This window comes from Enterovirga sp. CN4-39, assembly GCF_049446235.1.
GTDB lineage: Bacteria > Pseudomonadota > Alphaproteobacteria > Rhizobiales > Beijerinckiaceae > Enterovirga.
Window position 1 is genome coordinate 62,385 of sequence record NZ_JBMSEF010000023.1, and the last position, 13,536, is coordinate 75,920.

Annotated in this window: 11 protein-coding genes and 5 pseudogenes; 7 read left to right on the forward strand and 9 right to left on the reverse strand. The window is 65.1% G+C overall.

Features of this window, described 5'->3' with window-relative positions:
- Nucleotides 1-27 precede the first annotated feature (27 nt).
- Entirely contained in the window at nt 28-642 is a 615-nt protein-coding gene (locus tag ACO2SS_RS25320; RefSeq protein ID WP_423280636.1) for an isochorismatase family protein, read from the reverse strand.
- A gap of 470 nt (nt 643-1,112) precedes the next feature.
- Here ACO2SS_RS25320 and ACO2SS_RS25325 point away from each other — a divergent pair, with 470 nt between their 5' ends.
- Genes ACO2SS_RS25325 through ACO2SS_RS25335 form a run of 3 tightly spaced genes read left to right on the forward strand, consistent with a single transcriptional unit; the run spans nt 1,113 to nt 4,021 of the window.
- Nucleotides 1,113-2,087 carry an alpha/beta hydrolase gene (locus tag ACO2SS_RS25325; RefSeq protein ID WP_423280637.1) on the forward strand — a complete coding sequence of 325 codons (975 nt, stop codon included), beginning with the start codon at nt 1,113-1,115 and terminating at the stop codon, nt 2,085-2,087.
- 2 nt (nt 2,088-2,089) lie between these two features.
- Nucleotides 2,090-3,613 carry a GMC family oxidoreductase gene (locus ACO2SS_RS25330; RefSeq protein ID WP_423280638.1) on the forward strand — a complete coding sequence of 508 codons (1,524 nt, stop codon included), beginning with the start codon at nt 2,090-2,092 and terminating at the stop codon, nt 3,611-3,613.
- Between the two features lie 57 nt (nt 3,614-3,670).
- Nucleotides 3,671-4,021, forward strand: a complete 351-nt coding sequence (locus ACO2SS_RS25335) for a hypothetical protein (protein WP_423280639.1) — start codon at nt 3,671-3,673, stop codon at nt 4,019-4,021.
- A gap of 1,057 nt (nt 4,022-5,078) precedes the next feature.
- Here ACO2SS_RS25335 and ACO2SS_RS25340 read toward each other — a convergent pair.
- The 5 genes and pseudogenes from ACO2SS_RS25340 to ACO2SS_RS25360 form a co-directional block, all read right to left on the reverse strand.
- On the reverse strand, nt 5,079-5,534 hold the full coding sequence (locus tag ACO2SS_RS25340) for a MucR family transcriptional regulator (protein WP_423280640.1): 456 nt from the start codon (nt 5,532-5,534) through the stop codon (nt 5,079-5,081).
- 324 nt (nt 5,535-5,858) lie between these two features.
- A protein-coding gene (locus tag ACO2SS_RS25345; protein WP_423280642.1) for an IS3 family transposase occupies nt 5,859-7,021 on the reverse strand; the annotation gives its coding sequence in 2 pieces (ribosomal slippage) (nt 5,859-6,760 and nt 6,760-7,021; 1,164 coding nt in all).
- 228 nt (nt 7,022-7,249) lie between these two features.
- Nucleotides 7,250-7,918, reverse strand: a pseudogene (locus tag ACO2SS_RS25350) (tyrosine-type recombinase/integrase).
- Nucleotides 7,919-8,032: 114 nt separating this feature from the next.
- Entirely contained in the window at nt 8,033-8,518 is a 486-nt protein-coding gene (locus ACO2SS_RS25355) for a helix-turn-helix transcriptional regulator (RefSeq protein ID WP_423280643.1), read from the reverse strand.
- Between the two features lie 83 nt (nt 8,519-8,601).
- Nucleotides 8,602-8,880: pseudogene (locus tag ACO2SS_RS25360) on the reverse strand (hypothetical protein); the annotation flags it as partial.
- A 69-nt stretch (nt 8,881-8,949) separates the two neighbouring features.
- Between ACO2SS_RS25360 and ACO2SS_RS25365 the strand changes: the two are divergent.
- The 4 genes from ACO2SS_RS25365 to ACO2SS_RS25380 all read left to right on the forward strand — a co-directional run bounded on the left by ACO2SS_RS25365 (nt 8,950) and on the right by ACO2SS_RS25380 (nt 12,789).
- The gene (locus ACO2SS_RS25365) at nt 8,950-10,167 is read left to right on the forward strand and encodes an ABC transporter substrate-binding protein (RefSeq protein ID WP_423280644.1); all 1,218 of its coding nucleotides are present in this window, start codon (nt 8,950-8,952) and stop codon (nt 10,165-10,167) included.
- A gap of 114 nt (nt 10,168-10,281) precedes the next feature.
- Entirely contained in the window at nt 10,282-11,112 is an 831-nt protein-coding gene (locus ACO2SS_RS25370; protein ID WP_423280645.1) for a phosphoenolpyruvate hydrolase family protein, read from the forward strand.
- 12 nt (nt 11,113-11,124) lie between these two features.
- A complete protein-coding gene (locus ACO2SS_RS25375; RefSeq protein WP_423280646.1) occupies nt 11,125-11,577 on the forward strand; it encodes an SRPBCC family protein in 453 nt (150 codons plus the stop codon).
- A 3-nt stretch (nt 11,578-11,580) separates the two neighbouring features.
- Nucleotides 11,581-12,789, forward strand: a complete 1,209-nt coding sequence (locus ACO2SS_RS25380) for a Tm-1-like ATP-binding domain-containing protein (RefSeq protein ID WP_423280647.1) — start codon at nt 11,581-11,583, stop codon at nt 12,787-12,789.
- Nucleotides 12,790-12,944: 155 nt separating this feature from the next.
- Here the strand turns inward: ACO2SS_RS25380 and ACO2SS_RS25385 are convergent.
- From ACO2SS_RS25385 to ACO2SS_RS25395, 3 pseudogenes are all read right to left on the reverse strand, one after another.
- Nucleotides 12,945-13,065 (reverse strand): annotated as a pseudogene (locus ACO2SS_RS25385) (DUF763 domain-containing protein); the annotation flags it as partial.
- Nucleotides 13,066-13,111: 46 nt separating this feature from the next.
- A pseudogene (locus tag ACO2SS_RS25390) lies at nt 13,112-13,224 on the reverse strand (MBL fold metallo-hydrolase); the annotation flags it as partial.
- A 53-nt stretch (nt 13,225-13,277) separates the two neighbouring features.
- A pseudogene (locus tag ACO2SS_RS25395) lies at nt 13,278-13,536 on the reverse strand (xanthine dehydrogenase family protein molybdopterin-binding subunit); the annotation flags it as partial.

Genomic DNA, 13,536 nt, shown 5'->3' on the forward strand with positions numbered 1-13,536 from the left:
GAGCGGAACGGCGGAACTCGCGTAGACCTACCGGCGCAGCGCGCTCGAGACCTGGCCGACGAGCGTCGCCCAGGGCATATCCAGCGCGCCGTAGACGGCGCCGGCCTCCGGCCGACCGTTATCGGCGAGGATCTCGACCATGAGCGTGGCGTAATCGGACACCGTCACGCCGGCGCGCAGCATCCGGAGGAGCCCGGTCTCGCGCTTGGCGTGGCTGAACGTTCCGCACGCATCGACCGCGACATACGCGTCCAGGCCGCGAGCAACCGCCGTCATGGCCGGGAAGGCCGCGCAGACTTCGAGCGAGATGCCGGCGAAGATCAGCTTCTTGCGGCCGGTAGCTTCGACTGCGGCGGCTACGCGCGCGTCGTCGTAGGCGTTCACGGTGGAACGATCGAGGATCTCGACCTCTGGAAGCGCGTCCACGAGTTCAGGGATCGTGGGTCCCCACAGGCTGTCGCGCGCCGTCGTGACGACGACGACCGGGACGCCGAGGACCTTCGCGGATTTCGCGAGCGCCACGACGTTGTGCTTGAGCTCGGCGATCGAGATATCCCTCACGCCGGTCATCAGGCCGACCTGATGATCGACAAGAATAACCGCCGCGTTCTGCGCCGTCAGCTTCTCGTACCGCGTGGTCATGTATGCTCCTCGTTCCGGGCTGGACGATCGGGGTTTCGTCGAGGCTTACGCCGGGGTCGCCCGGCTGATGACCTACCTCGTACCCGGTGATCGACCGCCGATGAAGCACCCGATCCTGAACGCTTCGTTCAGTATATTGGATCTCAATTCATATCCTTGGTCGTTGTCTCCCATTTGCTTTGATTATGATCTCAGATTGTCGGCGTCATAACCCGCATTGACACGCCGGTTATGTAAGACAATGCTCCTCTAGGTAGCATGGTTGTCGATCGCTACCATAATTATATTGACTCTAATCTAGACAATGTCCAACTCATTGAACGCTACGTTTCTGTCGCATGCCTTCCGGGAAGCTCACTCGCTGGTTAGATAGCCGGTGCTCGGGGCGCCAAGGCCCTGTCCGGAAACCGGACACCTCTGCGCCGCACCGCGGCAATCGGCCGAGCATGAGTGAGGAGCGAAAGCGCAAGATGACGGAAGCCAGCCCTCGCATCCGCCCCGGAATCGCTACGCCTACCATTCGCATGGAGCTTGCCGAGAAGATCCGGGAGTTCGCCCTGCGGGACAGGATCGCGGCCTTCTGGGGAGACGCTGTCGGCGCGCCGAGGGACATCTACGACACCTTTATCGCCGCCTGCCCCCGCGCCGGTGGCGTAGCGGAGCGGGCGGTCAACTGCCCGGGCGTCGACGGCTGGTGGATGCTGCCCGAGCGGTCGGAGCCGGGTGAGGCGATCCTCTTCCTCCACGGCGGCGGCTACGTGCAGGGATCGGCACGCGCTTATCGCGGGTTTGTCAGCCAGATCGTCGGCCGGGCCGGCATCCCGGCGCTCGTCATCGACTACCCGCTCGCTCCCGAGGCGACCTTGCCGGCCGCCCCCGACGCGGCCGCCGCCGCCTACGAATGGATCGGCGCACAGGGCTTCGACCGGGTTGCGGTCGTCGGCGACTCGGCCGGCGGCGGCCTCGCCCTAGTGACCCTGGCCCAGCTCGGCAATCGCTCCCGGCGACCGCGCGCCGGCGTCGTGTTCTCTCCCTGGGCGGACCTCGCCTTCACGGGCGCATCTATGCGCGACCCCGCCGTAAGCGATCCCCTGATCGCCTACGAGTACCTGCAGGACTGCGCGCGCAAATACGTCGGCTCCATGAGCCCATGCCACCCCCTCGCTTCACCCCTGCTCGGGGACGTGTCCGGGCTGCCGCCAATCCTCATCCAGGTCGGCACCGACGAGCGCCTGCTCGACGACGCGCGGCAGTATGCCGACCGCGCCCACGAGGCCGGCGTAGAGGTCGAACTCGAGATCTATGCCGGGATGCACCACGCATTCCAGCTCGACGTCGCCGCCCTCGCCACGAGCCGCCTCGCGCTCGACCGCGCCGCTGCTTTCATCCGGCGCGCCATGAAGGCGGACCAGCAAGTCCTCGTCCGCGCGCAGGTGGAGGCCTGACCATGGCCGACACGACCAACGCTCCCCGCTTTGACGTCGCCATCGCCGGCGGCGGAGCCGCAGGCGCAGTGCTCGCGAACCGGCTCAGCGCGGACGCGACCCGGCGTGTTCTGCTGCTCGAGGCGGGCGAGACCTACGCTCCCTCCGCATTTCCCGACGTCATTGCCAACGCGAACCGCGTCGGGGGCGACGATGCGCATGATTGGGGCTATCGCACGGAGGACCGGCTCGGCTTGGGCCACGATGTCCGGGCGATCCGCGGCAAGGTGCTGGGCGGCAGCTCGGGCGTGAACGCCGCCGTCGCGATGCGGGCCCGTGCGGCGGATTTCGCGCACTGGACCGCGATGGGCATCGAAGGCTGGACCTGGGACGATGTTCTCCCGGTGTTCAAGGCAATGGAGAACACGCCGACGGGTGACGACGCGTGGCACGGCCGGAGCGGACCATTTCCGGTCCGGCAGCGCACGATGGAGGAGATTACGCCTTCGATGCGCGCCTTTGTGGAGGCAGCGGAGTCGGTCGGCCTCCCGCGCGTATATGACTTCAATGGCGCCGAGCAGGACGGGGTGTCACCCTATCCGCTGAACGTCGTCGACGGTCGGCGGATCAACACCGCGATGGCCTATTTGACCGAGGAGGTTCGTCGCCGTCCGAACCTCACGATCCGGGGGCGGGCCGAGGTCGACAGCGTGCAGTTCGACAGCCGGCGCGCCACCGGCCTCCGCCTCGTCGGCGGTGAGGTCGTGGCGGCGGGTCAGGTCGTGCTCTCGGCCGGCACCTACGGCAGCCCCGCGATCCTGATGCGCTCAGGGATCGGACCGGCCGCCCAACTGGAGGCGCTCGGCATCAAGGTCCTGGCGGACCTCCCGGTCGGCGAGCGGCTGAAGGAGCACCCGTTCTACTACAACGTCTATGCTCTCAAGTCTGGGGCGGCCGCGATGGACCCCGTCGCGGGGGCGATCGTCTGGACCGGCTCCGCCGAAGCGGCGCCGGGCGAGCTCGACCTCCAAATCTCGGGAACACACATTTTCGATCCGGCGCAGAGCCCGACGCGAGGCGCCATCGTGCTCGCCTGCTCGGTCACCCGGCCGAGGTCGAACGGGTCTATCCGCCTCGCGAGCCGCGACCCGCGCACGATGCCGCTGATCCGGTTCAACTTCTTCGCCGATTCCAGCGACCTCAGGCGAATGAAGGAGGCGGTGCGCCTGGCCCGCCGCATCGGTCGAACCGCGCCGCTCAGCGATGCGGTTGCTTTTGAGATGACGCCCGGGCCCGGGGTGGAGGATGACGGCGCGCTGGACCGCGCAATCATTGCGGAGGTGGACGGTTACTCACATCCGACTTCGAGCGTCCCGATGGGTCGCGAAGGCGACCCGGCCGCGGTCGTCGACGCGAGCGGGGCCGTTCGCGGGCTCGGCGGCATCCACGTCGTCGATGCCTCGATCATGCCGGACATCGTGTCGGCGCCTACCAATCTGACGACGATCATGCTGGCGGAAGCGATGAGCCGAAGGCTGAGGAGCTGATCGAAGCCGGCGCAGCGCGTCCCGGAATCGCAAGCCGGTCATCACTCGGAGCGAAACATGCGAGAAGTAGTACAGGTCTATCTCGATCTCGAACTCGTGGCGGGCAAGGACACAGAGTTCGAGTCTACCATGCGGGAGCTTGCCGATTGCGTGAGCCAGAACAGCATACCGGTGGTGTTCGACTTCTACCGCGACAGCGCAGGCTCGTCAGAGGTCTTCGCGGTCGAGACGCACGAAAGCGAACGCTCCCTCGCCCGGTACTTTGAGGTGGCCGGGCCGATCCTCGAGAGAGCTCGTGCTTGCGTCAGGCCGAACCGCGTCCTGGTGCTCGGCGACTTGTCGCAAACGATGGGAGCTACGATGGTGACAATGGGCGCCTCGGTCGTCCCTCGGTGGCTTCAAGGCTGATCGCTCGCCCGCGCCTTTTCGAACATCCCATCTTCCGCCCGCCAGCCCGGCGGCGGCCGGCTCTGCCGCGAGCTTGATTTGGAGGTGTACCGTGCCGAATGATGTCGACCGTACGCCCACCATCGATCGTTGAGGCGTTCCTGCCCGAAGCCGCCGCTGACCTATAGCCGGCACTAGACCCGCAGGAGCGGCCGGGATATGTGAGCGGGGCTCGCGGCGGGCGCTGTCGATGAGCCGCTGACGCTCCATGCGCTGGAGGGTGTCGGCCACCCCTCCGTATTCTGACGGATCTCGCGCAGGTGCTCGACTACAACGGCCGGTTCACCGAAGGCGGCGCTCTTCGTGTCCGCGACTCCGACGAGGACCCCGGGCGGGCGACCATCGACACGCGATCGGCAGCGCCGGCTGCAGTGCCCCAATCGGAGCCGCTCAAAGGGTACGCCGGAAGGCCAGTAGGAGCCCGCCCATCGTCCGCTATCTTGGTGCATCGTGAACCGGGACGGCGACCGCGGATGAACCGGCGCCCGACCGGGGATCGACTACCGGGACTGATCGCCGACGGCCTCCGCTGCCTCGGAGTAAGTCACAACGGAAACCGGCCGCCCGCTTTCGTCAGCGATCTCGCTTGATCGCGCGATTCCAGCGAAGAGCTTTGCCCCGTCGTCCATCTGCTCGACCAGGGCCTGATCTCCAACACGGAGGGTTTCGCCGCGAGCCGCTTCCAGGTCGGCGCACGGAACACGGGACCCACGCCGGGGTTAGTTGCCCCGTGACGATCGAAGTTGATCAGGAACGAAACGGCCCGGCCGTGCCTTTCCGAGTGGCCCCGGGGGCGGATGCAATACATCACCTTCACCTCTGGCTGGACGGCTTCGAGGCGAGTGGCGCAATTGGAAAGTGGTTCGCCTTCGGCTTCCGAGCGGACCAACGTGAGACTCTAGCGCTAGTCGAATTCGAGAAGGATGAGGACGGAGTTCTAGCTTCAGTAGCTTGGCAGAAGCACAAGGCGCCTGCCTAGCGCCGGGCAGCGCTCCGTCCGCCACGCCCGTTGTATTGGCTAGGCGCCCGTCCCTCGGCCAGCACGCTTCGGCTTCACCGGCTCGGGCTCACGCTTACGGCCAAGGCCGAGAGCTTTGGCGAGCTCAGAGCGCTTCTTGGCGTAGTTCGGTGCGACCATTGGGTAGTCCCTCGGCAGGCCCCACTTCTCGCGGTACTGCTCGGGCGTGAGGCCGTGACCTGAGAGATTGCGCTTCAGCGACTTGTAGTGGCGCCCGTCCTCGAGGCTGATCAGGAAATCGGGACTGATCGACTTCCGGATCGAAACGGCCGGAGCCAGCTTTTCCGGCGTAAAGTCCGTCACCTGATAGAGCTTAGTGAGCGCCCCGTGCACATCTGTGATGATCCTCGGCAGATCGGCTGAAGGTACGGTGTCGTTTCCAACGTAGGCTCTGACGATCACCGCCGCGAGTTCCACCAGCTCACCGGAAGAGATACTGGCTTCGGCTTCTGCCATGGCGCTTACTCCGGCGTGAGACGATTTTCGTCTCCTTGTCTCGACGGACCGATTAGTCAAGCTCGCTGAGACGCGAAGGCTCGTACGCTACCAACAGAGAATCTCATGAAGCGGACTGAAGATGGTCGTGTCGAGCGCCGCCTGATGCGGAACCGGGAGTTGCCGGGCGCCGTTACGCGAGTTGGGTTCACCATGTCCGCCGCGCGGTTCGGAATCATCGTCGGCGTCGCTGTCGCAACCATCCTAGTCATCCAGGCGGTTCGTGCGACAGGACGATTGGAATTGGAGTTGCCCCGTTTTCGTGGACAGTGACGGGGTTGGGTCTCAGCTCTCGAATGTCATCTTCATCTCGTAAGCAATCGGGGAGAGGTAGCCCAAGGCCGAGTGCCGCCGGCCCGGGTTGTGCCAGCCCTCGATGTAGCTGAAGAGCGCCATGCGGGCTTCTGCCTGCAAGGCAAAGCGGCGGCGGGCGAGGAGCTCGCATTTGAGGGTGGCGAAGAAGCTCTCGCACATGGCGTTGTCGTAGGCATCGCCGACCGAGCCCATCGAGGGCCGGACGCCGGCTTCACGGCAGCGCCCTCCGAAGGCGAGCGAGGTGTACTGGCTGCCCTGGTCGGAGTGGTGGACGACGTCCGTCGGCCGGCGTTGGCCGAGCGCCATCTCGAAGGCGTCCAGCACCAGCTCGGTCCGAAGGTGGTTCGCCATGGCCCAGCCGACGATCCGGCGGCTCCAGGCATCCAGAACGACGGCGAGGTAGAGGAAGCCGGCGAGCGTCGGCACGAAGGTGATGTCAGCGACCCAGATCCGGTTCGGAGCGTCGGCCGTGAAGTTGCGGTCGACCAGGTCCGGAGCCCGCCGGGCCTCTCGATCACGACGGGTCGTCACCGGACCGCGCCGCCGGCTGACCCCGGTGAGAGCGGCTTCCCGCATCAGCCGGGCGATCCGCTTTCGTCCCACGGCCTCGTTGTCGGCCTTCAGCTCGGCGTGGATCCGCGGAGCCCCGTACGTGCCTCGTGAGACCGCGTGGGCTGTCCGGATGCGCCTCAGCAGCAGCGCGTCGGCACGGGATCTAGACGAGGGCTCGCGCTCCAGCCAAGCGTAATAACCGGCTCGCGAGACGCCGAGCACGCGCGCCATGGCGGCGATCGGGAAGACGGCCTGGTGCGCGCTCATGAACTGGAAGATCCGGACGGGATCGTGCCGGTCTCCCGCGCGAACCAGGCTGCCGCCTTTGCCAGAATGTCGCGCTCCTGCCGCAACTGGCGGTTCTCGCGCCGGAGCCGGCTCAGCTCCTCCCGCTCGGACGAAGGCAGACCCTCGTCTCGACGCACGCCGCCATCACGGTCAGCCTGACGTACCCAGTTCCAGATCGCCTGGGCGGTCGGCTCGAACTCCCGCGACAGCTCCTCGGGTGTGCGACCCGACCGAACCAGATCGACGATCTGCCTACGAAACTTCGCCGGATAGGGCGGCCGATGTCTCGGCATGTGAACACCTCCTGCTCAAGGGAAAAGGTGTCCACGGAAGCGGGTCAACTCCAAACCCCAGATGAGGCGCCCCGATTTCGGCTGTCTAGCCTCACTGCGACATCTACCCCGGTTGAAGCTCGTGTCCGCTTTGAAGCAGGCAGCCGATCTTGCTGGACGGCCGCCCAGGGCGCAGTGCGGCAGCCGCTTCGATAGCTCCTCGACGTCGTCGTCGAGGAGCAGTGCAGATCAGATCTCAGTGCCCTCCGCCAGCATGAGCGCGTCCTCGACGTCCACGCCCAGGTAGCGCACCGTGCTCTCGATCTTTGTGTGCCCAAGCAGAGTTTGCACGGCGCTCAAGTTGCCGGTCTACTTGTAGATGATCGATGCCTTCGTCCGGCGGAGCGAGTGGGTGCCGTAGTCCTCTCTGCGCAAGCCGATCCCACTTACCCACTCGTCGACAAGGCGCGCGTACTGCCGCGTGCTGATGTGAGCCGCGTTGTCGGTCCGGCTCGGAAAGGCGAAGTCGTCGAGGCTTCCACCGCGGCATCCAAGCCAGGCGAGGACGCTTACTCGCGCCGGTTCGAGTAGCTCGAACTGCACCGGTCGCCCTGTCTTGCGCTGGATGACGGTGGCGCGAGAGCGGACGCGGCCGCCGCTGACAAGATCCCCGATCCGGACCTTCACGACGTCGCAGCCCCGCAGCTTGCTGTCGATCGCGAGGTCGAACATGGCTCGATCTCGGACCCGGCCCTCGCGATCCAACCAGAACCGCACAGCCCAGACCTGCTGCGGTTTCAGCGCTCGTTTGGCGCCGAGTTTCCGTCCTGCGTTCCACGCCCGGCGCTCTTTGAAGCCCGGATCGTACTCGGAATGACCCCATCGTCCGTCTCCTTCACCGGCCCTCGCCGGTGACAAAGGAGACTTCAGAGGTGAGCTAAGCGAGAAGCTGGCCGGAAGCAGGAGGACCGCCTCGGGAGAACAAAGCGGGAAAGCAGACATGGCTCTCGGGGCCGCATTTTATCCTTTGCTTCACAGGCTCGCTCGCCTTCGAGATCGGAATTGCGATGGCCGAACGCCGGTTACCCTCTTGAACACATCCGAGAACGCGAACGGGTTTCGGTAACCAACCGACTCGGCGATCACCTCGATCTTCGAGTTTGTCGTGGCGAGAAGGTGCGCGGCGTGCTGAACACGTAAGTTCGCGAGTTGCTGCATCGGGCTGCGCCCAAGGCTGCTCTGGCACAGTCGCCGCAGATGCTCGCCCGAAAGCCCGGCCAGGCCTGCCAGATCCGCCAGTACCCAGGGACGAGACAGATCGCGACGAACGGCGCTCCACACCGCGACAAGCCGCTCCTCCCGGCGCCACGGCTCGGTAAAGCTCTCGACGTAACTCTCGACAAGGTCGAGCCACAGCGCACAGGTAGCCATGTCGCGGCGCGCCTGCATCTCGTGGAACAGGCCCATAATGGCATGTCCGAGCGGCTGACAGTCGAACTGGCCGATGATGGGCGCCATGGCGTGAAACATGACCGCGATGAGGCCGGCTTGTAGCGAACCCAGCAGTAGCGCCAGCGCTTCGATGGAATGGCATGGAAGGCGTGAAGGACGTGCGCCGGGGCCAGGGATGCCCAGCCGTCGCGATGTGGCCGCCATCGGCCGTCGATCAGCATGCGGCCTTCACCGCCCAACGTGCCGTGAAGGTAGGCGCCGGAAAGCTTTGTTCGCACGATCCGATACGGGACCGCAGCATCGCCGACGCCAACATGTGCGATCTGGCGCTGCATCAGGGCATCGCAGTGCTCAGCCCTGACGGTCCAGAGAGTGGTGTCGGGACCGTTGATGTGTGTTTCACGTAGCTCGGCGTGGTCTTTGCCCATGGCAAAGTGCTGTCGCTCCCGACAAGCTGCCCGTCAATCAAACGAAAAGACGAAAACGGGAGGGATGGAATGAAGAGGCTGTCATGTGTCGTAGCGATGCTTGCCGCAGCGAGCATCGGCGCTGGAGCGGCAAACGCACAGACTGGAAAGGTGTCTGACGACGTCGTGCGCATCGGCGTCCTGGCGGACATGACCGGCATCTACTCGGACCTGTCCGGCAAGGGCGCGGTCGAGGCCGTCCGCATGGCAGTCGAGGATTTCGGCGGGAAGGTCCTCGGCAAGCCCGTGGAGGTCATCCATGCCGACCACCAGAATAAGCCCGACATCGGTGCCAATCTTGCTAGGCAGTGGTTCGACACCGGAAGCGTCGATCTGATTCAGGATCTATCCAACTCGGCCGTGGCGCTCGCGGTCGCGGCGATCGCGAAGGAGAAGAAGCGCCACATCGTCGTGAACGGCTCATCGAACATGGGTATCACGAACCAGGCCTGCTCGCCGTACGCGGTTCACTACGCGTATGACGCCTATTCTCTGGCGCATGGCACCGGGCGGACGGTCGTCGAGCAGGGCGGCGATACCTGGTACTTCCTGACCGTCGACTTTGCTTTCGGGCACGGGCTCGAGAAGCAGGTCACAGACGTGGTGACAGCCGCCGGCGGCAAGGTGCTCGGGTCTTCGCGACACCCTCTCAATACGACCGATTTCTCCTCCTTCGTTCTCCAGGCGCAGGCTTCGAAAGCGAAGATCATCGGCATCGCCTCGACGGGTGCGGACGCGATCAACGCGATCAAGAGCCTTGCCGAGTTCGGCGGCACGAAAACCCAGACGCCCGCAGCTCTCCTTCTCTGGATCAACGATGTCCACTCGCTCGGGCTGGACGCCGCGGCCGGGCTGCAACTCACCAACGCGTGGTACTGGGACATGAACGAGGACGCGCGGGCCTTCGGCAAGCGCTACTTCGACCGCGTCGGCAGCATGCCGAACATGAGCCAGGCGGCGGATTACTCGTCGACGCTCCACTTCCTCAAAGCCGTGGAGAAGGCCGGAACCGATGATCCGGACACGGTGTCAAAGGTCATGCGCGAGATGCCCGTCAACGACATGTTCGCGAAAGGCGGCATGATCCGTGAGGACGGCCGCATGGTCCACGACATGTACCTCTGGGAAGTGAAGTCGAAGGCCGAGTCCAAATACGCCTGGGACTACCTGAAGCCGCTCGGGACGATTCCGGCGGAGAAGGCCTTCCAGCCGCTCTCCCAGTCGACCTGCTACCTCGTCAAGAAGTGACGCTGAATGGCCCTTCCGCCGGACCGGCGGAACGGCCACAAATGATTCGAGAACCCGGCCGCTTGGCCCAAAACGCGGCACAGGAGCCGGCCGGTCAAACAGGAAAAGCAGGACATGCCAGCGATAAAGCGAGCCGACATCATGGCTCAGTTCAACGACATGGTTGCGCGCCGGGAGCCGATCATCGGCGGCGGTGCCGGTACCGGACTCTCGGCGAAGTGCGAGGAGGCGGGCGGGATCGACCTGATCATCATCTACAATTCCGGCCGCTACCGCATGGCTGGCCGGGGCTCCTCATCGGGGCTGATGGCCTACGGCAACGCCAACGCAATCGTGCGTGAGATGGCGGTGGAGATCCTACCCGTCGTGAAGCGAACGCCTGTCCTGGCCGGAGTCAACGGAACCGACCCGTTTATCATTATGCCGGTGTTCCTGAAGGAGCTGAAGGAACTCGGCTTTTCGGGCGTCCAGAATTTTCCGACGATTGGCATCATCGACGGCAATTTCCGGGTGATGCTGGAAGAGACCGGCATCCAGTACGCCCAGGAGATCGACATGATCCGCGAGGCGCACGAGCTGGATCTCCTGACGACCCCTTACGTCTTCAGCGCGGAAGAGGCTGTCGAGATGACAAAGGCGGGCGCCGACCTGATCGTTCCGCACATGGGCACTACGACCGGGGGCACGGTCGGCGTCACGACGGCGAAGTCGCTCGACGAGTCCGTAGCTCTGATTGACGAATGGGCAGAGGCAGCGCGCCGTGTCCGCAAGGACGTGATCGTCATTGCGCATGGCGGACCGATCTCCTCGCCCGACGACGCCCGCTACGTCATGCAGAAGAGCCGTCACTGCAACGGCTTCTACGGCGCATCCAGCGTCGAACGCCTGCCAGTCGAAGTCGCCATGACCGAGCACGTCAGGACTTTTAAAGCGATCACCTACTGAGGGAGCACGGTGATGTACCGCCGCGTCTATGTCTCCGCCGTGATGGAGGCGCCGCTCGCCGCGACCTGGGCGGTGCTGCGCGATTTCAACGCTCTTCCAGCCTACAATGCGAAGCTCTTCTCGGAGAGCCACATCGAGGACGGGCTTCCGTCCGACCAGGTCGGTTGTATTCGGAACTTTCGCACGAGGGACGGGCAGGGCCAAATTCGCGAGAAGCTGCTGACGCTATCCGACCGTGACTACGTCTGCTGCTACGAGATCCTTGAGGCGACCCTGCCGGTTCGCGACTACGTGGCTGAGATGCGGCTCTGGCGCGTGACCGAGGGTGACAAGACCTTCGGGGAATGGTGGGCGACGTTCGAGGTGGACCCGGAGAACGAGCCAGAGGTGATGCGGGCCGTCACGGACACGTTTCGCTTCGCTTTTCAGGGTGCCGAGGAACTCGCGCGCTCATCGCGGAGATGACGGATGGCGGAGAGCGGCGCTGCCTATGTGATCGGAACGTTCGACACGAAGGGCAACGAACATCGCTATGTTGCGAGCCTTCTCCGCGGGGCCGGCCTCCGGGTAGTCACGGTCGATGTCGGCACTAAGAGCGAGGCTCTCGATGTCGAGGTAAGCGCCGCCGATGTGGCGGCGTACCATCCAGGAGGAAGAGCTGCGGTCCTCGAGGCCGGCGACCGCGGGGTCGCTGTGACCGCAATGACGGAGGCTCTGCGGCGCTGGATGGAAACGCGGTCCGATGTCGGCGGCATGATCACGCTTGCCGGATCGGGCGGCACCGCCATCGTGGCACCAGCCATGCGGTCGCTCCCTATCGGCACGCCCAAGGTCCTCGTTTCCACGCTCGCCGCCGGCGACATGTCTCCGTATACAGGCATCCACGACGTCACGACGATGTTCCCGGTCACAGACGTGGCTGGGCTGAACCGGATCTCGCGCGTGGTTCTTGGCAACGCCGCCCACGCGCTCGCCGGAATGATGCTGCGGCCGCTGCCGGAGGTGGTGGACGACAAGCCGTCCCTCGGGATCACGATGTTCGGAGTCACGACGCCCTGCGTAACGGTGGCTGCTGAGGAACTGTCGGACACGTTCGACTGCCAAGTCTTTCACGCAAACGGTTCGGGCGGCCGTGCCCTCGAAGCGCTGGTGCTGGTGGGCCTGTTCAAGGGCATCGTGGATGTTTCCACGACGGAGACTGTGGACTTCCTCTTCGGCGGGGTCTGCAGCGCCGGTCCCGATCGGTTTGAGGCCATCGTGAAAACGGGCGTGCCTTGGGTCGGGTCCGTCGGGGCGTTCGACATGATCAACTTCTGGGCGCGCGAAACCGTGCCGGACAAGCATCGAGGTCGGCTCTTCCACGTCCACAATGCCAACGTCACGCTCATGCGGACATCTCCCGAGGAGAACCGAGCCGCCGGGATCTGGCTCGCCGAAAAGCTCAACCGGTCTCCCGGCGTTGTACGCCTGCTACTCCCGGAGAAGGGCGTGTCGATGCTGGATGCACCGGGACAGCCTTTCCTTGATTGCATCGCGGATGCCGCTCTGTTCGAGGCGATCGAAGGGGCGTTCCACACGAACGATGCGCATCGACTCGTACGACTGCCGCTCCACATCAACGATCCCGCATTCGCCGCGACCGTGGCCGATCATGTCCGGGAGGTTATGGCCACCTAGGCCGGTGCAATCTGACGGGCCCGGGCACTTGGCTCCCAGCGCTTCACGGCCCGCGGCTGGCCGACAGAGGCAGGCTAATTAAGACCCAGCGGTCAGGTCTGCTTCCGAGAATATCTCGGCGGGCTGAACGAGGGGAAGGCGCGAAGCAGCACGTACATCCCCATCACGGCCCCGAACGACTGGAACCAGAACGGGTGGGTCTAGCCGGCGGAGCAACTCGTCACGCCCGTACTCAAGGACGTGTGTGGCCGAGCAGAAGTTAGCAGGCTCGCACAGCGCGGGCTTACGGCCAGGATGGAGCGATCCGCGCCGAAGGTCGTCACTCGCCCCCGTCGGTGTGATCGAAGTGCCAATGCGTGTTGATCAGCCGAGCGAGCGGCTCGGATCGAGCCCCGCGAGGGCATCAAGGATCCGCGGGCGCGACGCGGGTATCCCCGCATGACGATAGCCTCCTGCGGAGGCGCCGGCTCTCGACCAAATCCCGTCCTCTACAACGGTCTGACATATGAGACCGGCCGGCTCGCAGCCCGGATTGCCCGCCACACCGCATCCGGCGTTGCCGGCATCTCGACGGCGTCGACGCCGCATTCCGAGAGCGCATCGAGGAGGGCTCCGACGATGGCTGGCGGCAATCCGACGGAGCCGACCTCGGCGCATCCCTTAGCCTTCAGGGGGTTGTGCTCGCAGGGCGTCGAATGCGTCAGCACCTCGAAGGCCGGCAGGTCGCCGGCGCGCGGAAGGGCGTAG

What these genes read in the sequence shown, in the direction of transcription:
- ACO2SS_RS25355 (WP_423280643.1), bottom strand. Translation starts at nt 8,518, where the DNA reads ATGGCGCCCATCATCGGCCAGTTCGACTGTCAGCCGCTCGGACATGCC.
- ACO2SS_RS25380 (WP_423280647.1), top strand. Translation starts at nt 11,581, where the DNA reads ATGGCGGAGAGCGGCGCTGCCTATGTGATCGGAACGTTCGACACGAAG.
- ACO2SS_RS25330 (WP_423280638.1), top strand. Translation starts at nt 2,090, where the DNA reads ATGGCCGACACGACCAACGCTCCCCGCTTTGACGTCGCCATCGCCGGC.
- ACO2SS_RS25365 (WP_423280644.1), top strand. Translation starts at nt 8,950, where the DNA reads ATGAAGAGGCTGTCATGTGTCGTAGCGATGCTTGCCGCAGCGAGCATC.
- ACO2SS_RS25320 (WP_423280636.1), bottom strand. Translation starts at nt 642, where the DNA reads ATGACCACGCGGTACGAGAAGCTGACGGCGCAGAACGCGGCGGTTATT.
- ACO2SS_RS25370 (WP_423280645.1), top strand. Translation starts at nt 10,282, where the DNA reads ATGCCAGCGATAAAGCGAGCCGACATCATGGCTCAGTTCAACGACATG.
- ACO2SS_RS25340 (WP_423280640.1), bottom strand. Translation starts at nt 5,534, where the DNA reads ATGGCAGAAGCCGAAGCCAGTATCTCTTCCGGTGAGCTGGTGGAACTC.
- ACO2SS_RS25325 (WP_423280637.1), top strand. Translation starts at nt 1,113, where the DNA reads ATGACGGAAGCCAGCCCTCGCATCCGCCCCGGAATCGCTACGCCTACC.
- ACO2SS_RS25335 (WP_423280639.1), top strand. Translation starts at nt 3,671, where the DNA reads ATGCGAGAAGTAGTACAGGTCTATCTCGATCTCGAACTCGTGGCGGGC.
- ACO2SS_RS25375 (WP_423280646.1), top strand. Translation starts at nt 11,125, where the DNA reads ATGTACCGCCGCGTCTATGTCTCCGCCGTGATGGAGGCGCCGCTCGCC.